We start from the raw sequence: 21,574 nt of genomic DNA, 5'->3' as shown, positions 1-21,574 counted from the left end.
GGTCAGCCGCCCTCGTCCTCGACCTCGTCGCAGAGTACAGCCTGGACGCTCTGAAGCCGTCTGGCCGCGAGATCGGTCAGCAGCCGTGGAGCGTCGGGGAAGCCGACGACGTCGGTGATCACGTGCTCGCGTAGCCGCCCGCCCCGCTCCCTGAGCAGCGCGACGGTCTCGTGCGAGAGCCGTTCCCTGTCCCAGGCGTGCGCCAGGCCGCGGGGCACCCGGCCGATCTGGGCGCAGCGCACGGTCAGCCCGTTGTGGTGGAACTCCTCGCCGAGCCGCACCTCCTGGGCGCCCTGCGTGTAGAAGGCCAGGTCGACCAGCGTGCCCTGGGGGCGCAGCAGGCGCAGCCCGAGGGCCAGCGCCCTGGCCTGGCCGCGGCACTGGAAGACCACGTCGGCGCCGCGGTCGTTGGGGCCGTGGCGCCAGCGGCGCTTGAGGGTGACGGCCGGGTCCTCGTCGGACAGCCCGTCGGCGGCCAGCACGTCGGCGCCCAGGGCCGCCGCCACGGCGAGCCGGTCGGGGGTCTCGTCCACGACCACGACCTCCGCCGCGCCGCCCGAGAGGGCGAAGCAGGTCGTGAGCAGCCCGACCACGCCCGCGCCGACGACCGCGACGCGCCGCCCGCGTACGCCGTCGCCCAGGTGCCGCACGGCCGGGCCGTGCAGGTCGTGGGCGGCGTGCAGGAGTCCGTTGGCGCAGATCGGGCCCATGTGGGCGACGTAGACGCCGAGGACGGGGTCGAGGTCGTCGGGCAGCTCCACGAACCTGTCGATCATCGGGTCGGCCACGTACGCCGTGCGGTGCCCGTACGCCATGGCGACCAGCGCGCCCTCGGGCACGGCCCGCGTCCGCGTCTCGACCACGAAGCCGACCTGCATGTAGCCGATGCCGCGCACCGGGTACGACACCGACGGCGCGCCCTCCATGAACAGCCCGAGCGCCGGGTCCCACGACGCGCCGAGGTAGGGGTTGGTGCCCTTGACGTAGGTCAGCTCGGTGCCCGCCGAGACGCCGCTGTGCGTGGTGGCCACCATGAACCCGCCGTCGGGCAGGTCGGGCAGCTTCTCCTCGACCAGGCACACCTCGCCCGGCGCCTCGATGCTGAGCACTGTGCTCACCGTCTCACTGGTCATCGAGCATCACCGGCCTCCGTTCGGCTGCGGATCGAGCGAGCGCCAGCGCCAGACGGTGAGTGCGCAACGCCTCACCGTACGGTACGCGGACATCGGCCGCCCTGCCCTGCACCGCGTTGACGAACTCCCGGTCCACCCGGATCTTCGCCTGGCCGTCGTCCTCGATGACGCGCTCGCCGTCCACCAGCAGCCGGGTCTCGCTGAGTTCCAGCGCGATGCCGTCGGCGCACACCTCCAGCCCCACCCGGTGCTTGCGGGTGAGCAGGCAGGAGGTGGCCAGCAGCCCGGCGGCCCCCTCCGCGAAGCGCAAGACCGCCGAGGTGGCCCGGTCGACCTCACCGTCCACGGTGTTCTCGACGGGCACCGCGTGCACCATGGACACCTCTCCCACCAGCAGCCGCGCCAGGTCCAGGACGTGCACCGCCTGCTCCACGATCTGGCCGCCGGACCGGTGGCGGTCCAGCCACCAGCCGACCGGGGGCACCTTGTCCAGCCAGTGGCCGAGCGCGAGGCGTACGGGGCGGCCGGCGAGCAGGTCGTGTGCCCGTCCGACGACGTCGAGGTAACGCCAGTGATGGCCGACGGCGGACGGCAGAGATCGCCGTTCGATTTCGGACGCGATGTTTTCTGCGGTTTGGAGGTCTAGAGAAAGGGGTTTTTCTACAAAAATCGGGAGATTGCACGACAGAACATCATGTTCCGGGTTACCGTGCGCGAAAGGAGGCACACATACATAGACAGCATCCAGACCTCCGGCACTGAGCAGGTCGGCATGGCCGCCATAGGCGGGGGATCCGTGCTTCGAGGCCAGCGCCTCGGCCCTGCGTAGATCGGTGTCGGCGATTCCAGCGATCGTCACATCGGGGAACGCGGACAGTACGTCCGCATGACGGGCAGCGACATTTCCGGCACCTATGATGCCGACACGGGTCATTGGGGACACAATCCGGCATATGCCACGTCTGGGAGCATTCAAACAAAAATGTTCGAATGCCTATAGATCGGGCATAAGCCGTGACCCTCATGAGATCGGGGCTGATGCATGGAGAAAGATCTGCAAGCCTTGGCCAAGGTCCAAGAATGGTACGGCCCGCACTCGAGCACCGCTGCCGAGTGGCCGGTGGACGCCTTAATGGCGGTCAAGGGAAACACCACGGTGAGCGTGGTCCTGCCTGCGCGGGACGAGGAGAGCACCGTGGGGGATATCGTCACGGTCATCCGCCGTGACCTCGTCGAGCGCGTGGCACTGGTCGACGAGGTCCTCGTCGTCGACTCCAACTCGACCGACGCCACCGCAGAACGGGCCCGCCAGGCCGGGGCCCGCGTGGTGGCGCAGGATCAGGTGCTCTCCCACCTCGTGGAACCGCTCACGGGCAAGGGGGAGGCCCTGTGGAAAGGTTTGGCGGCCTCCACGGGCGACATCGTCGTCTACATCGACTCGGACCTGCGCAGCTTCGGCGCGCACTACGTGTCGGGCCTGGTGGGGCCGCTGCTCAAGCACGGTGACCTCCAGTTCGTCAAGGCCACGTACGAGCGGCCGTACACCGGCGCGGACGGTGTCGTCCAGCGGGGCGGCGGCGGGCGCGTGACCGAACTGGTGGCCCGGCCGCTGCTCAACATGTTCTGGCCGGAACTGGCCGGCTTCGCCCAGCCGCTGGGCGGCGAGTACGCGGCCCGGCGCGTGGTGCTCGAACAGGTGCCGTACGTCACCGAGTACGGCGTCGAGTTCGGTCTCCTCGTCGACCTGCTGCACCTCGTCGGGCTCGACGCGATGGCCCAGGTGGATCTGGGTCACCGTACGCACACCCATCAGTCGATGGCCGCGCTCGGCCGGATGGCGGGACAGATCATCCTCACCGCCTGGTCCCGGCTGGAGCGGCAGGGCCGCGTGCTCGCGTCGGAGCCTCCGGCGCACACGCTGTTGCAGTTCGGGCTGCAGGGACAGTCCGCGCTGGTGGACGTGGCCGTGGCAGAGCGACCGCCGCTCGCCTCCCTCGTACCAGAGGAGGACGTCGCATGAAAGTCCTGGTGAACGCGGGGCCGTGGCTGGCGGTTCCGCCCCCCGGCTACGGCGGGATCGAGAACGTGCTGGCCACACTCGTGCCGGCGCTGCGCGAGCGCGGGGTCAGCGTGGTGCTGGCCTCGGTGGGCGCGAGCACGCTGGAGGTGGACGAGCTGCTCTGCGCGTACGACGACGGTCAGTTCACCGAGCTGCAGAAACCGTACAACCAGGTCATGGGCATCGCCCACGCCCACCTCGCCCGGGTGGTGGACGAACTGCGGCGGCGCGACGACATCGACCTCGTGCACGACCACGTCGAGGTGGTCGGCCCGGCCGTGCTGTCGGCGCTGGGCGGCCCGCCCGTCCTCCACACCCTCCACTGGGATCTGCGCAAGCACCCCGCCTTCTATGGAGCGTTCCCGTCGTCGATCGCCGTCAGCGGCGTCTCTGAGTCGCAGCTCGCCCGCGCCCCCGACGCCCTGCGCGCCGCCGCGCTCGGCGCCGTCCACCTGGCCACCCCGCTGGCCGATCGCGACGTGCGGGTGGAGCGCGAGGACTACCTGGTGGTGATGGGCCGGGTCTGCGGTCTCAAGGGCCAGCACGTGGCGGCCAGGATCTGCCAGAAGCTCGGTCTCCCGCTCGTCCTGGCCGGTCCCGTGAGCGGCCGCGACACCCCCGCCGAGCTGGACGTCGTCGCCCAGAACCCCTACCACCCGCTGCACAACCATCCCGACGTCCGCTACCACCTCGACCAGGTCTCTCCCTACCTCGACGGCGACCTGGTCAGGTGGATCGGCTCGGTGGGCGGCCAGGCCCGAGACCACCTGTACGCCTCGGCCCGCGCGGCGCTCTTCCCCATCCAGTGGGACGAGCCCGGCGGCACGGCCGTCGTCGAGGCCCTGGCGCTCGGCGTGCCGCCGGTGGGCCTGCGGCGGGGCTGCCTGCCGGAGATCATCGACCACGGCCGCACCGGGTTCCTGGCCGACACCGAGGAGGAACTGGCCGAGCTGGTGCTGCGGGTGGACGAGCTGGACCCCGAGGAGTGCCGCAGGGAGGCCCGGCGCCGCTTCTCCCCCTCGGTGATGGCCGAGCGGTACCTGGAGCTGTACGAGGAGGTGGCGCGCGGAACGGGCACCAGCCCGCGAGCCTAGGAGAACCCCCGCGGCAGGACGGCGACCGGGCAGGCGGAGGCCCGCAGCACCTTCATGGCCAGCTCGCCGAGGAACACCCGATGGGGCTGGGCGTCCTCGCTGGCCGCGCACACCAGCAGCTCGCCCGTCAGCCACTCGACGTCCTGCAGCGCGGCGGTCACGTCGTGGCCCTCGGCCACCTCAGACTCCGCCTCGATCCCGGTCGTCTCCCACGCCAGCCGGACGGCCAGCGCGAGATCGTCCCTGAGCTTGCCCTGGTCGTCCGTGCGCAGGTCGAGGGTGATCAGCCGGAGCGGCACGCCCAGCCGTAGCGCGGCCTGCGCCACCTGCTCGACCGCCGCGTCGCACTGCGGCCGGTGCACGTAGGCGAGGGTGAGGCGGGCGGCCCCGGCGGGCGGCACGTAGCCCGCCGGGGCCAGCATGACCGCCTCGGGCGCCAGGTGGAGCAGGTGGTCGGAGGTGGAGCCGATGGCGATGCGGCCGGGCTGCCCGCTCGCCGCCGAACCCACCACGATCAGGTCGGCCCTGATCCGCCCTGCCAGCACCGACAGCCCGCGCCCGGTGCCCCTGCTCTCGAACGTGAGGAACTCGGCCGGGACCGTCCCCAGCTCCTCGGCCGCGTGCGCCAGGTTGGCCTGCGCCTCGACCGCCAGTCCCGGGCTGCCGGGAGGGTAGATCGTGGCGATCGTCAGCTCGCCGCCGGTGACCCGGGTGATCGCGGCCCCGAGGGCGAGAGCGTCTCGCCCGCCCTGGTCGTTCGCATAGCCGACGATCACGTGCGCTCCGGTCACGAATGCCCTCTTACCCGCGCTGAACTGGGAATACGCGGCTTTGGTCGGATCGTTGTAATCGATTGGAGGCGCAAAGAACGTGAAGATCACCCTTGACACCCGTTTCAACGGGTCCCGCGGTCCCGTCACCCTTCGCGAAGCGGTCCAGCAGCTCAAAGATCGTGACCTGGCCTGCACGGTGGCCTCGGACACCTTGGAGCTGAAGGTCGGTATCTTCGCCGACTGCGTGGAACGCGGGTTCACCCCGCTGCGCAGCGAGATCATGGCCGCCTACTACGTCGCCGAGCGCGACGCCACCACCGAGGCGTTCGACCTAGGGCTGATCACCCGCGGCGAACTGGAGATGAAGCAGGCCGCCCTGGTCCGCCGCCACCTCACCTGAGCCCCCGCACCCAGGCCGGGCCGCTACCTCGTCGCGGCGCCGAACGCGTCCGTCGCCGCGATGAGCCGGTCGAGGACGCCCGGCTCGGAGAAGGCGTGCCCGCCGTCGTCCACCACGTGGAACTCGGCCTCGGGCCACGCCTTGTGCAGGTCCCAGGCCGTCGTCATGGGCGTGCACGCGTCGTAGCGGCCCTGCACGATCACCGCCGGGATGTGCCGGATCTTGCCGACGTCCCTGATGAGCTGGTCGGCGGGGTCGAACCAGCCGCCGTGGGTGAAGTAGTGGTTCTCGATCCTGGAGAACGCGAGGGCCTTGTCGTCCTCGCCGAACTCCGCGACCCGCGCCGGGTCAGGCAGCAGCGAGACCGTGCCGCCCTCCCACTGGGCCCACGCCTTGGCCGCCGCCAGCCTGGCCTCGGCGTCCTGCCCCTCCAGCCGCCTCCTGAACGCGGCGATCAGGTCGCCCCGCTCGTCCTGCGGGATCGGGGCGACGTAGTGCTCCCACAGGTCGGGGAACAGGTGGCTCGCGCCCTCCTGGTAGAACCAGTGCAGCTCCTGGGGGCGCAGGGTGAAGATGCCGCGCAGCACCAGCTCGGTCGTCCTGCCGGGGTGGGTCTGCGCGTACGCGAGCGCCAGCGCGCTGCCCCACGACCCCCCGAACACCTGCCAGCGCTCGATGCCGAGGTGCTCGCGCAGCCGTTCCATGTCGGCCACCAGGTTCCAGGTGGTGTTCGCGCTCAGGTCGGTGGCCGGGTCGGCGGCGTGCGGACGGCTCCGTCCGCAGTTGCGCTGGTCGAACAGGACGATGCGGTAGACCTCGGGGTTCCACTGGCGGCGGTGCTTGGCGTCGCACCCGCCTCCCGGCCCGCCGTGGAGCATCACGGCGGGCTTGCCGTCGGGGTTGCCGCAGACCTCGTAGTGGATCTGGTTGCCGTCGCCCACGTCGAGCAGGCCGGAGTCGTACGGTTCGATGGGTGGGTACAGGTCTCTCATACGCCCTGATCCTTCCGCATCACGGCGGCCGAGTCGCGATACTGGACCTGTGGCACTGGAGACAGCGGCTCTCGCCGTGGGCAGGGCGGTCGGCGACCGGGCGGCCCGGATCTGGCTGACCGCCAGGGCCGGTGCCGAGAGCCGCTCCAAGGACCTCGTCGAGCTGATGCGGGCCCACTTCGCCGACCAGCTCGTCCGGCGCAAGGCCGAGCGCCAGATCGAGGACATCGCGGACTCGGTGACCACGCGGGTGCCGAAGGCGTGCTCCCACGAATACCCAGGGCTGTCCGACGACGACCGCGGGGTCGTGCTGGCCGAGGTGGTCTCGACCCTGACCCGCGCGGACCTGTCCGACGACGCCCTGTTCGCCGCCGACGCCGACCCCGTACGCCTCGCGCGGGCCGTCAGAGCCGCGCTGCCCGCCTCCAAGGACCTGCCCGAGGCCGCCTCCCGGCTGTACGAGCTGGTCCTCGACGAGTGCTGCGACTGCCTGGTGCGCGTCGTCGTCCATCTGCCGGAGTTCCAGCCCCGCGCCGCCGCCGAACTGCTCGCCCGGCTGTCGGGGGTGGGGGAGCAGATCGCCGGCATCCTCGACCGGCTCCCGGCCCGAACTCTCGAAGCGCCGGAGGGCGCCGACCGGGACGCCGAGTTCACCCGGCGCTACCTGGAGCACGTCAGCAGGACTCTCGACACCCTCGACCTCATCGGGGTCCGGGTCGAGCGGTTCACGCCGCGTACGTCGTTGAGCGTCGCGTACATCAGCCTGTCGGTCACCACCGCCCTCTCCCGCTCCCGGTCGCGGGAGGCCCCGATGGAGATGTGGCAGCAGCGCTCCGACGAGCCGTCCACCATGCGCGTGGAGCACGCGCTCGGCCACGGGCGGCGGATGCTGCTCAGGGGAGAGGCGGGCGGCGGCAAGAGCACGCTGCTGCGCTGGCTCGCGATCACCGCCGCCCGGGGCGGGTTCGCCGGCCCACTGGCCGAGTGGAACGGCTGCGTGCCGTTCCTGGTCAAGCTCCGCAGCTACGCCGACCGCGAGCTGCCCAGGCCGGAGCGGTTCCTCGACGGGGTGGCCGACCCGATCACCGGCCTCATGCCGTCCGGATGGGTGCACAGGCAGTTGTCGTCCGGGCGCGCGTTACTCCTGGTGGACGGGGTGGACGAGCTGGCCGGCGGGCAGCGCAGGGCGATCAGGCCGTGGCTGCGCGGGTTGCTGGCCGAGTTCGGCACGACCAAGGTGGTCGTCACCTCCCGGCCCTCGGCGGCCCAGTCGTCATGGCTGGAAGAGGAGGGCTTCGCACCGGCGTTCCTGGAGCAGATGACGCCCTCCGACACGCGGGAGCTGATCAGCCACTGGCACGCGGCGGTCAGAGGTGGCAAGGAGCTGCCCTGCCCACCGGAGATGCTGCCCGTCGTCGAGGCGCGGCTGCTGCAGCACCTGGAGGACCTGCCGAGCCTGCGCTCGCTCGCCGCCACGCCGCTGCTCGCCTCGATGTTGTGCGCGCTCAACCTCGACCGCACGGCCCAACTCCCGCCCAACCGCATGGCCCTGTACGCCGCCGCGATGGAGATGCTGCTCGAACGCCGCGACCTGGAACGCTCGATCCCCAACTACGGGGAGCTCCGGCTGGACCGCGCCCAGAAGCTGCAGATCCTGCAACTGCTGGCGTGGGAGCTGTCGATGGGCAACCGGGTCGAGCTGCCCCTGCGCGCCGCGGCGGCCCGGGTCGAACGCCTGGTGGCCGGGATGCCGCTGGTCGAGGCGGGCGGGGAGGCCGTGCTGCGCTACCTCCTCGACCGCAGCGGGCTGATCAGGGAGCCTGTGGACGGCCGGATCGACTTCGTGCACAGGACCGTGCAGGAATACCTGACGGCGCGGGCCGCGGCCGAGGACGGCGACATCGAGCCGCTCGTCGCCGCCGCCCACCGGGACACGTGGCGGGAGACCGTCGTCATGGCCGCGGGCCACGCCAACGCGCCGCTGCGCCGGGAACTGCTCGCGGGGCTGCTGGGCCGGATCGACCGGGAGCCCCGGCACCGGCGGAGGCTGAAGCTGCTGGTGGCGGCGTGCTTCGAGACGTTGCCGCACGTGCCGGACGACCTGCGCCCCGCCGTGGACGCCTGCGTGAACGACCTCATCCCGCCCCGAGACCTGACCACGGCCCGATCCCTGGCCACCGGGGGAGCGGCGGTGCTCGACCGGCTACCGGCGGACCTCGGCGAGCTTTCGGAGACGGCTGCCGCGGCCACCGTGCGGACGGCCTGGCTGATCAACGGCCAGAAGGCGATGGACGTGCTGGCGCGCTACGCGGGTGACAACCGGCCGATGGTGGAGAGGGATCTGGTGCGAGGCTGGCGGTGCTTCGAGCCGGAAGGTTACGCCAGGAGCGTGCTGTCCCGGATGCCCTCGCTCGACCGTTTGGAGATCGCCACCGTCGGTCAGTATCAGGCACTCCACCACCTTCCCCCTCCCAAGGACATTGGCCTCCAGGGTTTTCCCCCGTCTGACCTGCGCCCGCTGCTGCGCGCTTCCGAGCGCCTGACGACTCTCCGCCTGCGCGGCATCGATCAGGGACCGGACCTGTCGCCGCTGAGCGCGCTGACGAAGCTCGAGTCCCTGACCATCAGCATCAAGCCAATTCTGAGCATCGACTTCCTTTCCTCCATGACCGGCCTGACCGACCTCCTTCTGGATGGGCTCCACGACGTGCGCGATTACCGGGCACTGCGCGAGCTCACACGGCTGGAGTACCTGTACCTCTTCCGTGCGCGGCATCTGGACTCGTGGCACGATGTCCCCCCACTCGATCAGGTGCGTTCATTGGCTCTCGGGAGCGCGCCGATGGTCACTCGACTCCGGGAGATCGTCGAGCGGGCCCCGAACGTGACGGACTTGCACCTGCTCAGCACCGACTTGCTGCCGGACCTGGACGCGTTGGCGGAACTCCCCCTGATTGGCCTTTCGCTCTGGGGCATGCGTGGGCTGGAGGACATCGGCTCTGTCGCGAGGTGTCCGGGACTGGAATACGTCGATCTCGCCGAGACGCAGGTCAGCGATCTGCGCCCGATCGCCTCCCTGCCGCTCCTGACCTCACTGAATCTGTCCAACTGCGCCAACGTGCGGGATCTTTCGCCACTGGCGGGCCTGCCCGAACTGTGCACGTTGTGGCTGCCGGACATCGCGCCCGACGCGGACCTGGCGTCGCTCGCCGACCATCCGACGCTGGAGGAGGTCTATGTGCGGTCCGGTGCGGAACCCCGCAACGCGCGGTTGCTCGGCCCCCGGCTGAAGTACTCCCGCTAGGACCACGAGTACCGGTTCAGGAATGAGCGGTCGCCCGTCGCGTAGTCGTGGAACGCCTGGCGTACCTCCGCCAGGTCCGCGACCATGGCCCGGATGAGGGTGCCCTCCTTGTACTCCAGCTCGAACCCCGGCGACACCTGCAGGAAGTGGCGGCCGAAGTTGACCAGGGCGACGAACGGGTTCTGCGGTGACATCGTGCCCAGCACGTCGTGGACGAGGCCGAGGTCGGGGTCGTTGACGATCATGCCGTCGCCGGTGTGGAGCTGCATGCCCTCGTAGACCCCCAGGGGCGCCACGTTGTGCACCAGGTCGCGCTGGGGGTCGTAGCAGACCAGGCCGTGGGCGCGGGCGGTCGTGAACACCTGCGCGGACAGCTCGTCCATCGTGTCCAGGTCCATCGTCACCAGCACGTGGCCCGGGTAGACCGTGATCTCCCCGGGTAGTTCTTTGGCGACGTCGGGTGCGGGCCCGCCGTCGGGCTCGGTCCGCTTGACCGCCAGGTACGTGGCCCGCGCCTGGTCACGGCTGATCGGCGCCGGCTCGTCCCAGACCATCAACTCAACGCTCATCGGTCCATCTTGACCCACCAGAACCGGCTCCGCCGCACCGCCCGCACAGCGGCGCGCCTCGGCCGGAATGTCGGACCGGCTTTCCGGGCACCTTCTGGTCGTGGCCGACCTGTCCCGGTCGAGCAGGCTGACATCGGGTTGCCGGGTGGAGCGGGGGAACAGACCATGGGAGAGACCGCAAGGGAGCCTCGATGATCGAGATCTGGCCGGGAGACCCTTATCCGCTCGGGGCCACCTACGACGGCGCCGGCACGAACTTCTCCCTCTACACCGAGGTGGCCGACAAGGTCGAGCTGTGCCTGTTCGACGAGGACAACGTCGAGGCGCGGGTGCCGCTCTCCGAGGTCGACGGGTTCATCTGGCACGGCTACCTGCCGGGCATCGGGCCGGGCCAGCGCTACGGCTACCGCGTCCACGGGCCCAGCGACCCGGCCCAGGGGCTGCGCTGCAACCCGAGCAAGCTGCTGCTCGACCCGTACGCGATGGCGATCGAGGGCGGCGTGCACTGGAACGAGGCCGTCTACGGCTACCGGTTCGGCCAGCCCGATCTCAGGAACGACCTCGACTCGGCCCCTTACGTGCCGCGTTCGATCGTGATCAACCCGTTCTTCGGGTGGGGGCACGACCGGCCGCCCGCCACGCCGTACCACGACACCGTGATCTACGAGGCGCACGTGCGCGGGCTGACGGTCAGCCATCCCAAGATTCCCCGGCACCTGCGCGGCACGTACGCGGCGCTCGGGCATCCCGAGATCCTCGACCACCTCACCAAGCTGGGCGTGACGGCGCTGGAGCTGATGCCGGTGCACCAGTTCGTCACCGACCACATCCTGGAGCAGCGCGGCCTGTCCAACTACTGGGGCTACGACTCGATCGGGTTCTTCGCGCCGCACAACCGCTACTCCAGCCAGGGGCAGCGGGGCGGGCAGGTGCTGGAGTTCAAGGCGATGGTGCGCTCGCTGCACGAGGCGGGCATCGAGGTCATCCTCGACGTCGTCTACAACCACACCGCCGAGGGCAACCACCTGGGGCCGACGCTGGGGTTCAGGGGGATCGACAACCTCAGCTACTACCGGCTGGTCGAGAACGACAAGCGTTACTACATGGACACCACGGGCACGGGCAACAGCCTGCTCATGCGCTCGCCGCACGTCCTGCAGATGATCATGGACTCGCTCCGCTACTGGGTCATCGAGATGCACGTCGACGGGTTCAGGTTCGACCTGGCCTCGACGCTGGCCAGGGAGCTGCACGAGGTCGACCGGCTGAGCGCGTTCTTCGACCTGGTGCAGCAGGACCCGGTGCTGTCGCAGGTCAAGCTGATCGCCGAGCCGTGGGACGTGGGCCCCGGCGGCTACCAGGTCGGCAACTTCCCCTCGCGCTGGACGGAGTGGAACGGCCGCTACCGCGACACGATCCGCGACCTGTGGCGGGGGCAGGCGGCCACGCTGCCCGAGTTCGGCTCCCGGTTCACCGGGTCGAGCGACCTGTACAAGGACGACAGCCGCCGCCCTGCCGCCTCGATCAACTTCGTGACCTGCCACGACGGGTTCACGCTGAGAGACCTGGTGTCGTACGACCACAAGCACAACGAGGCCAACAAGGAGGGCAACCGCGACGGCACCGACGACAACCGGTCCTGGAACTGCGGCGAGGAGGGCCCGGCGGGCATCGCCGTCGAGTCGCTGCGCGAGCAGCAGAAGCGCAACTTCCTCACCACCCTGTTCCTGTCGCAGGGCGTGCCGATGCTCTGCCACGGCGACGAGCTGGGCCGCACCCAGCGGGGCAACAACAACGGCTACTGCCAGGACAACGAGCTGACCTGGGTCGACTGGTCGGACGTGCGGGAGAACTGGCTGCTGCTCGAGTTCACCCAGAGTCTGGCCGAGCTGCGCAAGAAGCATCCCGTCTTCCGGCGCAGGCGCTTCTTCTACGGCAAGCCGGTACGCGGGCTGAGCGACATCGCCTGGCTCACCCCGTCGGGCGAGGAGATGACCGACGGTGACTGGACCGTCGGGTACGCCAAGTCCCTGGCCGTCTTCCTCAACGGCGACGCCATCACCGAGCCCGACCGGCGCGGCCGGCCGATCAGGGACGACTCGTTCCTGCTGCTGTTCAACGCCCACTACGACCCCATCACCTTCACGATCCCCGAGGACTACGGCGAGATGTGGCACACGGAGATCGACACGGCCCTGCCGATCAGGCTCGACGCGCGGATGGTCAAGGCGGGCGACGCCATCGCCGTGCCGGGACGCAGCGTACGGGTGCTGCGCCGTGTCTAGGCCCACCTCCACCTACCGCGTGCAGCTCACCCCCGACTTCGGCTTCGCGCAGGTCGCCGAGATCGCCGGTTACCTGCGCGACCTCGGCGTGAGCCACGTGTACCTGTCGCCGATCCTGCAGTCCACGCCCGGGTCGCGGCACGGCTACGACGTCACCGACCACTCCAGGATCAGGGAGGAGTTCGGCGGCGCCACGGGCTTCAGGGAGATGGCGCAGCAGCTCGCCGGGCACGACCTGGGCATCGTGCTCGACCTCGTGCCCAACCACATGAACACGGTGAACGCCCAGTTCTGGTCGGTGCTCAGGGGCGGTCCCGGCTCGCCGTACGCGCACTGGTTCGACATCGACTGGGTGGACGGCGAGGTCGCGCTGCCCGTACTGGGGGACGACACGCGACCGGTCGTGGACGGCGACGTCCTGCGCTACCACGACCACGCCTTCCCGCACCCCGGCCACTACCGCCTGGCCGGTTGGCGGGAGGGGCCCGGCTACCGGCGCTTCTTCGACGTGTCGTCGCTGATCGGGCTGCGGGTCGAGGACCCGTCGGTGCTGTTCGCCACGCACGAGGTGATCTTCTGGCTGCTCGACGAGGGCCTGGTGGACGGGCTGCGCGTCGACCACCCCGACGGCCTGGCCGACCCGCGCGGCTACCTGGAACGGCTGCGCGAGCGGGCGGGCGACGCCTGGACGGTCGTGGAGAAGATCCTCATCGGGCCCGAGCGGCTGCCGGCCGACTGGCCGTGCGACGGCACCACCGGCTACGACGTGCTCAACCGCGTCAACGGCCTCTTCGTCGACCCGGCGGGCGGGACGCCGCTGGTGCGGCTGTTCACGGAGCTGACCGGGCAGCCGTCCGTCTACCGGCCGGTCATGGCCCGGTCGAAGCGGGAGGTGCTGGACCTGTTCTTCGGGGCCGAGGTGGACCGGCTGGCCAGGGCCACCGCCTGCGACCCGGCCGCCGTGCGCGAGCTGCTCGCCGCGATGCCGGTCTACCGGGCGTACGTGGTGCCGGGGCAGCCGCCGCCGCCCGAGTCGGTGGAGATCGTGGAGATGGCCGCCGAGTCCTGCTCGCCCGCCGTGCGGCCGCTGGTCCGCGAGGTCCTGTACGGCTCGGCCGAGTCGATCGTGCGCTTCCAGCAGACGTGCGGCCCGGTCATGGCCAAGGGCGTGGAGGACACGGCGCTCTACCGGTGGTTCCCGCTGGCGTGCCTGAACGAGGTGGGCGGGGAGCCGGACAGGTTCGGGGTGCCGGTGGAGGAGTTCCACGACTTCTGCGGGGAAATGTCCCCGTACACGATGACCACGCTGTCCACGCACGACACCAAGCGGTCGGAGGACGTGCGGGCCCGGCTGTCGGTGTTGTCGGAGATGCCGGGGGAGTGGGCGGCGGCGGTGGCCGAATGGTCGGCGCAGGTGAGCTTCGACCCCCACCTCGACTACCTGGCCTGGCAGAACCTCATGGCGGCCTGGCCGATCTCGGCCGAGCGGTTCGCCGATCACCTGCTCAAGGCCGCGCGGGAGGCCAAGACCGCGACCTCCTGGGTGAGTCCCGACCCGTCCTATGAGCGGCGGCTGCGGGCCTTCGCCGAGGCGGCCGTGCGCCTGCCGGTCGGGAAGTTCACCGAGCGCATCGACCCGTACGCGATGTCCAACTCGCTGGGGGCCAAGCTCGTGCAGCTCATGATGCCGGGGGTGCCGGACGTCTACCAGGGCAACGAGACGACCGACTTCTCGCTGGTCGATCCGGACAACCGGCGGCCCGTCTCCTATCTGCGCAAGCCCGAGACCGCCTGGGACTCCGCCAAGCTCCTGGTCACCACCCAGGCGCTGCGGCTGCGCAGGAGGCTGGGCGGCGCGGCCCCCTACCTGCCGCTGCGGGCCGAGGGGGCGCGGGCCGAGCACGTGATCGCCTTCGCCCGGGGTGAACGACCGGGCGCCGTCGCCGTCGCCACCCGGCTGCCCGTGGGCCTGGCCGTCTCCGGCTGGGGCGCCACGACCTTGACGTTGCCCTCGGGCGACTGGCGGGACCTGCTCACCGGCGGCCTGCACACCGGACGGATCCCGCTCGCCCATCTGCTCGGTCAGTATCCGGTCTCACTCCTGGAGAGACATGATCTTTGAGGTCTGGGCGCCGAAGGCCACGGCGGTCGACGTGTACGTCCTGGGGGCGCGGCGGGCGATGTCCCCCGGGGCGGACGGCTGGTGGTCGGCCGACGTGGCGGGGGCCGGGCACGGCACCCGGTACGCGTTCGTGGTGGACGGCGACGGGCCGTACCCGGACCCGCGCTCGCGGCGGCAGCCGGAGGGCGTCTTCGGGCCGAGCGCGGTCTACGACCATGACCGTTTCACCTGGTCCGACCACGACTGGAAGGGCCGCGACCTGCGCGGGGCGGTGATCTACGAGCTGCACGTCGGGACGTTCACGCCCGAGGGGACGTTCGCGGCGGCCGTCGAGAAGCTGCCGCACCTGGTGGAGCTGTGCGTGGACCTCGTGGAGGTCATGCCGGTGGCACCCGTGCCGGGCGGGCGCAACTGGGGGTACGACGGGGTCGATCTCTATGCCGTGAACGAGACGTACGGGGGGCCCGACGGGCTCAAGTCGTTCGTGGACGCCTGTCATCGGGCCGGGATCGGGGTCGTTCTGGACGTGGTTTACAACCATCTCGGGCCGTCGGGGAACTTCCTGCACCCGTTCGGGCCGTACTTTTCTGGATTTGACGGCAGCTACTGGGGTGAAGCGGTCAATCTGGATGGGCCGGGGTCCGACGAGGTGCGGCGCTACCTCATCGGCAACGCGCTGCAGTGGCTGCGCGACTACCACATCGACGGGCTGCGCCTGGACGCCGTGCACGCGCTGCACGACAGGCGCGCCCGGCACCTGCTGGCCGAGCTGTCGGAGGAGGTCGACGCGCTGGCCTGCTCCGTCGGCCGCCCGCTGTCCCTGATCGCCGAGTCCGACCTCAACGACCCGCGCATGGTCCGCTCGCTCGACGCCGGAGGGCTGGGCATGACGGCGCAGTGGGACGACGACGTCCACCACGCCCTGCACTGCGCGGTCAGCGGCGAATCCCACGGCTACTACCGGGACTTCGCCCAGCTCACCGCGCTGGCCAAGGTGCTGACGCGCGGGGTCCTGCACGACGGCGGCCACTCCAGCTTCCGCTCCCGCGCGCACGGCCGTCCCTTCGACGGGGTGCCCGGCCATCGCCTGGTCGCCTGCCTGCAGAACCACGACCAGATCGGCAACCGGCCCGTCGGCGACCGCCTCCCGATCCCGGCGCTCAAACTCGGTGCCGGACTGCTGCTGACCTCGCCGTTCACGCCGATGCTGTTCATGGGGGAGGAGTGGGGGGCGCGCTCGCCGTTCCAGTTCTTCTCCGACCACGTGGAGCCGGAGCTGCGCGACAGCGAGGGGGCGCGGAGGGAGCGGGAGTTCGACGGGTTCGGGTACGTGTGGCAGGCTCCCGACCCCTCGGACGAGGAGACGTTCCTGCGCTCCAAGCTGGACTGGGGCGAGGTGAAGGAGGAGGCGCACTGGTCGCTGCTGTGCTGGTACCGCGACCTGATCGCGCTGCGCAAGGCACTGCCCGAGCTGTCGGACCCGCGCCTGGACCGGGTGCGGGTGGAGGTGGACCCGCAGGGGAAGTGGCTGCTGATGTGGCGGGGGGAGCTGGCGGTGACGGTGAACTTCGCCCAGGAGTCGGTGACGCTGCCGCTGTCACCGGGGACGGTGCTGCTGGCCTCGGACGAGCCGGTGGCGGCGGGCGAGGAGGGGCTGCGGCTGCCGGCCCAGTCGATGGCCGTCATCCGCCCCGCCTGACCGGCTCGCTGGTTGTGGATATCGCCCCGTCCTCCACAGAACGCCGTTCCACTCCCCGTGGGCCGCCCACCGTCGACGATCCTGAGTGCCTCCCGGCCCCCTACGCACGGAGGACTCAGACCCATGAAGATCGACCTTCCCCTGCCCGGCGCCATGACGTCCCTCTTCGTCGTCGCGATGGAGCACCTGCCCTTCGACGTCCGCTCGTTCGTCCCATGGCGGATCGGCGGGCCGTACAAGAGGGCCGCGATCACGGCGGTGGCCAACGGCACGCTGACGGTCACCCACCACGCGAGCCCGTGGAAACCCGTCGAGGCGGGCCTCGCCGACGACGAAAGACGCCGCCTGCGCCGCACCGGGCATCATCTGGTGGTCTCCGCCACCGCGCCGCCGCACAAGCTCCCCACCGCCGTGCAGGTGGCCCGTGCCGCCGCCCGGGCGCTGGCCCGCGAATGCGACGGCCTCCTCATCGACCCGCTGACCGGCTCGACCATCGTCACGTGCGGCAGATGCGCGGGCGAGCCCACGATCTTCCGGCTCGACGACGACTGGCTGGCCTGGGACGTCCAGGTCCACGACGCCGCGACCTGCCCGCCCTGGGACCCGCGCGACACGGGGGCGTGCGACTGCCTGCGCGTCACGTCGAGGGGTCTGCGCCGCTTCGCGCTCCCCGAGATCACCCTCGACGGCGCCGCCTGCGCCCACAACCTGTGCGCGACGAACCTTCTCCGTACGGTGGCGGGCCGCCTCGTCACCGACCACCTGTCCTACCTCGCCGGTCATCCGGAGGCCACGGTCCGCAGGATCGACGACGTCGTCCACATACAGACCGCCGACCAGCCCGACGGCGGGCATCCCTTCGGTGTCCGGCTCACTCCTTACGACGCCGACGTGGGCGAGCTGGGCCGCACCGGCAGCATCCGCCGTCTGAAGATCGGCCCCGTGCCCGGCGCCGGCCGGCTCACCTGCCTCAAGGTCGGACCACCGTCCGGCTTCACCGGCTCACTCAATGACTGGCTCTGCGCCACCCAGGCGTCTCAGCCCGCCACCCTGACCCCGATCGACCGCCGCCCACCCGACCCGGCCCACGCCGTGGCCGCCTGATCACCCTGCGGTCCACGCCGTGGGTCCGGTCGGACGGTCCACGCGGTGGGCTCCGGCTGGGCGGTCCACGTCGTGGGTCCGGTCGGGCGGTCGTTGCCGTGGGCTCCGGTGGGGCGGCCGTGCCTGTTCAGGCGGAGGGCACCAGGTCGCGGCGGCGCAGGCACGCCAGCCCCGCCGCGGCCAGGGCGGCGGCGAGCGCCGTGAGCCCCAGCAGTGGCGGCGCCGGTGACGAGGCGTCGCCCAGCAGCAGGGCGGGCACGTGCACGAACGGCGAAAGGTTGAGCACGCCCCCGGTGGCCAGCTTGAACTCCGCGAGCAGGTCCACGACGAGAAACAGGCCGAGCACGGTCCAGCTCACGGCCATCGCCGACCGGGGCAGCACACCGAAGAGCAGCGTCGCGATCCCGACCACGATCCAGACCGCGGGCAGGTAGGCCAGCGTGGCCACGGTGACACGGGCCACGTCGCCGTCGTAGGTGAGCCCCGCCATGGCGCCCAGCACGGCCAGCAGCAGCACCGGGCTCGCCAGGGCGTACACCAGATGGCTCAGCGCCCAGCGCATCCGGCCGACGGGGGTCGACAGCAGCAGCTCGGCCCGGCCCGCCGCCTCCTCGGTACGGGCGCGCAGCGCCGACACCAGCGCCGCCCCCGTGACGAGCTGGCTGAGCACGTACATCACGAACGTGAAGAACACGTCCGAGATGTGGGCGTCGGCGCCGCCGACGGTCGCGGCCAGCTCGCGGAACTGGGGCGTGTCCAACTGGGCGTCCAACCCGCGCGCCGCCACGCCGAGCAGGGCGCCCAGCAGGCCGAAACCGATCGCGAAGCCCGCGAGCGTGCCCCGGTGGAGCTGCCCGGCCAGGCCGAACGCGCCCGACAGCGTCCCGGTGGCGGGCCCTGGGCGGATGGACACCAGGCCCCCGGCCAGGTCGCGCCGCGTGGACAGCGCGAACGCGGCCGCCGCCAGGGCGACGACGAACGCCACGATCACCCCCAGCACCCACCACTGGTCACCGGCGTAGGGCTTGGTCAGCCGGACCCATCCGAACGGCGACACCCAGGCCAGCCAGCCGATGCCGCCCGCGTCGGCCAGCGAGCGCAGCGCGAAGAACAGGCCGCCGACGGCGATCGCGATGCCGCGCGCCGTGCCGGACGAGGAGGTGAGCTGGGCGGTGACGGCGGCCACGGCCGCGAACACCCAGCCGCCCCCGGCCGTGGACAGCCCGAACAACACCGACGAACCCGCGGGCAGGCCGGTCGCGACCAGGGCGGGCACCGACAGCACGCCCAGCAGCAGGTTGGCGGCCAGCACGACCGCGAGCGCGGCGGCCAGCGGGGCGTGCCGGCCGACGACCCCCGACGACAGCAGCTCGCGCCGGCCGGTCTCCTCCTCGACCCGGGTGTGCCTGATCACCAGCAGGATGCTGACCAGCCCGCCGATCATCGCGAGTGACGAGCCGAGCGTCCAGGCGGTCAGGCCGCCGACACTCGCGTCGTAGATGTGGCCGCGCATGGCCAACTGCGCCGGGTTGCCCGCCGAGGCCGCCGCGAAGGCGTCACGGGCGGCCTGGTCGGCGTACAGGTCGGTGGTGGCGGAGGCGATGCTCGTCGGCATCACCGCGCTGATCACGATCCACACCGGCAGCAGCACGCGGTCTCTGCGCAGAACGAGCCGGATCAGTGCCCAGGTGCCGGTCATCCGGCCGCTCCCTCGTAGTGCCGCAGGAACAGCTCCTCCAGCGTCGGCGGCTGCGTGGTCAGGGTGCGTACGCCCGCCCTGGCCAGCTCGGCGAGCACCGCGGTGAGCGCGTCACCGTCCACCTGGCAGCGCAGCCGGGCGCCGTCGACGGTCAGGTCGTGCACGCCCGCCAGCGCGGCCAGGCCGGGCGCGGGCCCGATCAGCTCGGCCGTCACCGAAGTACGGGTGAGGTGGCGCAGGTCGGCCAGGCTGCCCGACTCGACGGTACGGCCGGCGCGGATGATGCTGACGCGGTCGCACAGCGTCTCGACCTCCGACAGGATGTGGCTGGACAGCAGCACGGTGCGGCCGGCGCGCTTCTCCCGCAGGACGCAGTCGTTGAAGACCGCCTCCATCAGCGGGTCGAGGCCCGAGGTCGGCTCGTCCAGCACCAGCAGCTCCGCGTCGGAGGCGAAGGCGGCCACCAGCGCCACCTTCTGCCGGTTGCCCTTGGAGTAGGTGCGGCACTTCTTGCGCGGGTCGAGCTCGAAGCGTTCGAGCAGCTCGGCGCGTCGCTCGGGGTCGAGGCCGCCGTGTACCCTGCCGAGCAGGTCGATGACCTCGCCGCCGGTCAGCGACGGCCACAGGGTGACGTCGCCGGGCACGTAGGCGAGCCTGCGGTGCAGCTCGGTGGCGTCGTGCCACGGGTCGCCGCCCAGTAATGTCATCCGGCCGCCGTCGGCGCGCATCTGGCCCAGCAGGATACGGATGGTGGTGGTCTTGCCCGCACCGTTCGGGCCGAGGAAACCGTGCACCTCGCCCGCCTCGACGGTGAGATCGAGCCCGTCCAGGGCCCTGGCCCGGCCGAAGGTCTTGACCAGGCCCTCGGCACGCACAGCGGCGTTCATCGTTGTCCCTCGTACTTCTCCAAGCCGGTCCGCGCCTGTTCGAACAGCTCGCGGCCGAGGAATTCCGGTCTGATCAGGTCGAGCTGGGCCTTTCCCACGCGCAGCACGCCCTCCAAGGCGTAGACGTCCGTGTCCAGCGCGCGGGAGACGTGCTCGTGCAGCACCGTGATGCCCAGCTTCATCGCCGTCAGGACGGTAGCGCGGGCGCGGTGGTCGGCCTCGGTGCGGTCGTCGCGGGCGAGATGCTGCTCCGTCACGCGGACCAGCTCGTCGAACAGCTCCGCGGCGGCGGGGGAGCCGTCGACGAGCGCGCGGCCGAGATATTTCATCAGGGGCGGCGCGGTGCGGTGCACGTTGTCGACGAACTCGGGCTTGTCCAGGTTGCGGCCGGTGATGCCGGCGTCGACCTGTTCGCGCATGTAGCTGAGGACGTACTCGTCGCACGCGTGTCTCAGCGCCTCCTTGGTGCCGAAGTGGTGCTGCACCAGGCCGGGCGAGACTTTGGCGGCCTCGGCGATGCCGCGGATCGTGGTGGCCTTGACGCCCTGCTCCGCGAACAACGCCATCGCGGCGTCGCGGATGCGGGCTCGCGTCGTCAGGTCCTCTTCAGAGATTGGTCGCACGTCCAGGATTCTATACAGATGTATTGGATGCTGTGCAAGTGTTCAGGGCCTCACGTGGCCGGGCTCACAATGGGTGAGGCTGGTGTGACTGTTTTGGTCTACTTTGATGGGAAAAGTGGATGATTGTCCTGAACCAAATGAGGCGGTGGACGCGTCCAAGTGACGTGATCCCGTTCGAGATGATCGACGAAGACCTGCGCACGGCACGTCGGCGGGCGCATCGCTGGGAGGAACTGGAGGGACGCCGTACGGTGGTGTCCGCCCTCATGCGGGAGGCCCAACGGGAGCTGGACGCGGCCGAGGTGTGGGATCAGGCGGGCGTGGCCATGCGGGAGTCCAGGGTGGGCGCGTACCGGATGGTGCTGGCGACGGTGCGGCGCGAGCTGGCCGAGGTGGGCCCGGCCAGGGAGCTCTACGAGGAGTTGCTGCTGCGCGAGGAGCGCCGGTTGACCGATTCGGCCGATCCGCGCGGCGCCGAACTGCTGGGCATCGGCCGGCTCTTGGCCGAGCTGGACGTGGAACTGCCCGCCGGGGAACGTGCCAGAGCGGCCGGGCTCGCGCTCCTGGACGGAGCCGGGGACCGGGAGGAGACGCTGGCCGAGTTCGCGCGACGGGCCGAAGCCGTGGGCATGAGTGTTCCCGCCCAGGCGGGGAGTGGTGGTGACGTCGAGGTCGAACAGGTGGTGAAGCGGTTGGGGGAGCGCTGCCGCGAGCTGAAACGACTGCGCGACAGGTTGCACGCCCGCCGTGAGGCCCTCCTCCTCGGCTGAGAACTCACGCCCCCGCCCCTCGGAAGGCCCCTCGGAAGCGAAGGAGGGCTGGGCCGATCGT

Annotated in this window: 17 protein-coding genes; 9 read left to right on the top strand and 8 right to left on the bottom strand. The window is 71.0% G+C overall.

Features of this window, described 5'->3' with window-relative positions; genetic code table 11:
• Nucleotides 1-2 precede the first annotated feature (2 nt).
• Both ACZ6S0_RS15225 and ACZ6S0_RS15220 read right to left on the bottom strand, forming a co-directional pair.
• Nucleotides 3-1,133, bottom strand: a complete 1,131-nt coding sequence (locus ACZ6S0_RS15225) for a zinc-binding dehydrogenase (RefSeq protein ID WP_465916880.1) — start codon at nt 1,131-1,133, stop codon at nt 3-5.
• Complete coding sequence (locus ACZ6S0_RS15220) at nt 1,123-2,067, bottom strand: Gfo/Idh/MocA family protein (RefSeq protein WP_465916879.1); 945 nt, start codon at nt 2,065-2,067, stop codon at nt 1,123-1,125. Before ACZ6S0_RS15220 ends, ACZ6S0_RS15225 begins: the two co-directional genes overlap by 11 nt.
• A gap of 108 nt (nt 2,068-2,175) precedes the next feature.
• Here ACZ6S0_RS15220 and ACZ6S0_RS15215 point away from each other — a divergent pair, with 108 nt between their 5' ends.
• Both ACZ6S0_RS15215 and ACZ6S0_RS15210 read left to right on the top strand, forming a co-directional pair.
• Nucleotides 2,176-3,153 carry a glucosyl-3-phosphoglycerate synthase gene (locus ACZ6S0_RS15215; RefSeq protein ID WP_465916878.1) on the top strand — a complete coding sequence of 326 codons (978 nt, stop codon included), beginning with the start codon at nt 2,176-2,178 and terminating at the stop codon, nt 3,151-3,153.
• Complete coding sequence (locus ACZ6S0_RS15210; protein ID WP_465916877.1) at nt 3,150-4,286, top strand: glycosyltransferase; 1,137 nt, start codon at nt 3,150-3,152, stop codon at nt 4,284-4,286. Before ACZ6S0_RS15215 ends, ACZ6S0_RS15210 begins: the two co-directional genes overlap by 4 nt.
• On the opposite strand, the gene ACZ6S0_RS15205 is transcribed toward ACZ6S0_RS15210, so the two are convergent.
• The gene (locus tag ACZ6S0_RS15205) at nt 4,283-5,077 is read right to left on the bottom strand and encodes a universal stress protein (RefSeq protein ID WP_465916876.1); all 795 of its coding nucleotides are present in this window, start codon (nt 5,075-5,077) and stop codon (nt 4,283-4,285) included. The two genes, ACZ6S0_RS15210 and ACZ6S0_RS15205, sit on opposite strands and share 4 nt — an antisense overlap.
• 79 nt (nt 5,078-5,156) lie before the next feature.
• Between ACZ6S0_RS15205 and ACZ6S0_RS15200 the strand changes: the two genes are divergently transcribed.
• Nucleotides 5,157-5,459: a hypothetical protein gene (locus tag ACZ6S0_RS15200; RefSeq protein WP_465916875.1), complete on the top strand. Its 303-nt coding sequence runs from the start codon at nt 5,157-5,159 to the stop codon at nt 5,457-5,459.
• 23 nt (nt 5,460-5,482) lie between these two features.
• Here ACZ6S0_RS15200 and pip read toward each other — a convergent pair whose 3' ends face one another.
• On the bottom strand, nt 5,483-6,451 hold the full coding sequence (gene pip, locus ACZ6S0_RS15195) for a prolyl aminopeptidase (RefSeq protein ID WP_465916874.1): 969 nt from the start codon (nt 6,449-6,451) through the stop codon (nt 5,483-5,485).
• A gap of 49 nt (nt 6,452-6,500) precedes the next feature.
• On the opposite strand from pip, the gene ACZ6S0_RS15190 reads away from it, so the two are divergent.
• Complete coding sequence (locus ACZ6S0_RS15190) at nt 6,501-9,755, top strand: NACHT domain-containing protein (RefSeq protein ID WP_465916873.1); 3,255 nt, start codon at nt 6,501-6,503, stop codon at nt 9,753-9,755.
• Here the strand turns inward: ACZ6S0_RS15190 and ACZ6S0_RS15185 are convergent.
• Nucleotides 9,752-10,324, bottom strand: coding sequence for a hypothetical protein (locus ACZ6S0_RS15185; protein ID WP_465916872.1), 573 nt, complete (start codon nt 10,322-10,324; stop codon nt 9,752-9,754). The genes ACZ6S0_RS15190 and ACZ6S0_RS15185 overlap by 4 nt on opposite strands.
• A 191-nt stretch (nt 10,325-10,515) precedes the next feature.
• Between ACZ6S0_RS15185 and glgX the strand changes: the two genes are divergently transcribed.
• From glgX to ACZ6S0_RS15165, 4 genes are all read left to right on the top strand, one after another.
• A complete protein-coding gene (gene glgX / locus ACZ6S0_RS15180; protein WP_465916871.1) occupies nt 10,516-12,609 on the top strand; it encodes a glycogen debranching protein GlgX in 2,094 nt (697 codons plus the stop codon).
• Complete coding sequence (gene treY, locus ACZ6S0_RS15175; protein ID WP_465916870.1) at nt 12,602-14,731, top strand: malto-oligosyltrehalose synthase; 2,130 nt, start codon at nt 12,602-12,604, stop codon at nt 14,729-14,731. The genes glgX and treY overlap by 8 nt, the downstream gene beginning before the upstream one ends.
• Nucleotides 14,721-16,430, top strand: coding sequence for a malto-oligosyltrehalose trehalohydrolase (treZ, locus tag ACZ6S0_RS15170; protein WP_465916869.1), 1,710 nt, complete (start codon nt 14,721-14,723; stop codon nt 16,428-16,430). The genes treY and treZ overlap by 11 nt, the downstream gene beginning before the upstream one ends.
• 123 nt (nt 16,431-16,553) lie before the next feature.
• Entirely contained in the window at nt 16,554-17,534 is a 981-nt protein-coding gene (locus ACZ6S0_RS15165) for a hypothetical protein (RefSeq protein WP_465916868.1), read from the top strand.
• A 127-nt stretch (nt 17,535-17,661) separates the two neighbouring features.
• Here the strand turns inward: ACZ6S0_RS15165 and ACZ6S0_RS15160 are convergent, their stop codons facing one another.
• From ACZ6S0_RS15160 to ACZ6S0_RS15150, 3 genes are read right to left on the bottom strand one after another with little or no spacing between them, the layout of a single operon-like run.
• The gene (locus ACZ6S0_RS15160; protein WP_465916867.1) at nt 17,662-19,233 is read right to left on the bottom strand and encodes an ABC transporter permease; all 1,572 of its coding nucleotides are present in this window, start codon (nt 19,231-19,233) and stop codon (nt 17,662-17,664) included.
• On the bottom strand, nt 19,230-20,120 hold the full coding sequence (locus tag ACZ6S0_RS15155; RefSeq protein WP_465916866.1) for an ABC transporter ATP-binding protein: 891 nt from the start codon (nt 20,118-20,120) through the stop codon (nt 19,230-19,232). Before ACZ6S0_RS15155 ends, ACZ6S0_RS15160 begins: the two co-directional genes overlap by 4 nt.
• Nucleotides 20,117-20,743 (bottom strand): TetR/AcrR family transcriptional regulator, encoded by a 627-nt coding sequence (locus ACZ6S0_RS15150; protein ID WP_465916865.1) that lies wholly within the window; start codon nt 20,741-20,743, stop codon nt 20,117-20,119. Before ACZ6S0_RS15150 ends, ACZ6S0_RS15155 begins: the two co-directional genes overlap by 4 nt.
• A 137-nt stretch (nt 20,744-20,880) precedes the next feature.
• On the opposite strand from ACZ6S0_RS15150, the gene ACZ6S0_RS15145 reads away from it, so the two are divergent.
• Entirely contained in the window at nt 20,881-21,513 is a 633-nt protein-coding gene (locus ACZ6S0_RS15145; RefSeq protein ID WP_465916864.1) for a hypothetical protein, read from the top strand.
• Nucleotides 21,514-21,574: the final 61 nt, after the last annotated feature.

This window comes from Nonomuraea sp. NPDC051298 (genome assembly GCF_055586305.1).
The sequence above is the reverse complement of the archived record's forward strand: the minus strand, read 5'-3'. Positions and strand labels throughout refer to the sequence as shown.

Coding starts and splice junctions, on each gene's coding strand:
- ACZ6S0_RS15210 (WP_465916877.1), top strand. CDS start 3,150: ATGAAAGTCCTGGTGAACGCGGGGCCGTGGCTGGCGGTTCCGCCCCCC.
- pip (WP_465916874.1), bottom strand. CDS start 6,451: ATGAGAGACCTGTACCCACCCATCGAACCGTACGACTCCGGCCTGCTC.
- glgX (WP_465916871.1), top strand. CDS start 10,516: ATGATCGAGATCTGGCCGGGAGACCCTTATCCGCTCGGGGCCACCTAC.
- treZ (WP_465916869.1), top strand. CDS start 14,721: ATGATCTTTGAGGTCTGGGCGCCGAAGGCCACGGCGGTCGACGTGTAC.
- ACZ6S0_RS15160 (WP_465916867.1), bottom strand. CDS start 19,233: ATGACCGGCACCTGGGCACTGATCCGGCTCGTTCTGCGCAGAGACCGC.
- ACZ6S0_RS15225 (WP_465916880.1), bottom strand. CDS start 1,133: ATGACCAGTGAGACGGTGAGCACAGTGCTCAGCATCGAGGCGCCGGGC.
- ACZ6S0_RS15145 (WP_465916864.1), top strand. CDS start 20,881: ATGAGGCGGTGGACGCGTCCAAGTGACGTGATCCCGTTCGAGATGATC.
- ACZ6S0_RS15185 (WP_465916872.1), bottom strand. CDS start 10,324: ATGAGCGTTGAGTTGATGGTCTGGGACGAGCCGGCGCCGATCAGCCGT.
- ACZ6S0_RS15220 (WP_465916879.1), bottom strand. CDS start 2,067: ATGACCCGTGTCGGCATCATAGGTGCCGGAAATGTCGCTGCCCGTCAT.
- ACZ6S0_RS15165 (WP_465916868.1), top strand. CDS start 16,554: ATGAAGATCGACCTTCCCCTGCCCGGCGCCATGACGTCCCTCTTCGTC.
- ACZ6S0_RS15155 (WP_465916866.1), bottom strand. CDS start 20,120: ATGAACGCCGCTGTGCGTGCCGAGGGCCTGGTCAAGACCTTCGGCCGG.
- ACZ6S0_RS15215 (WP_465916878.1), top strand. CDS start 2,176: ATGGAGAAAGATCTGCAAGCCTTGGCCAAGGTCCAAGAATGGTACGGC.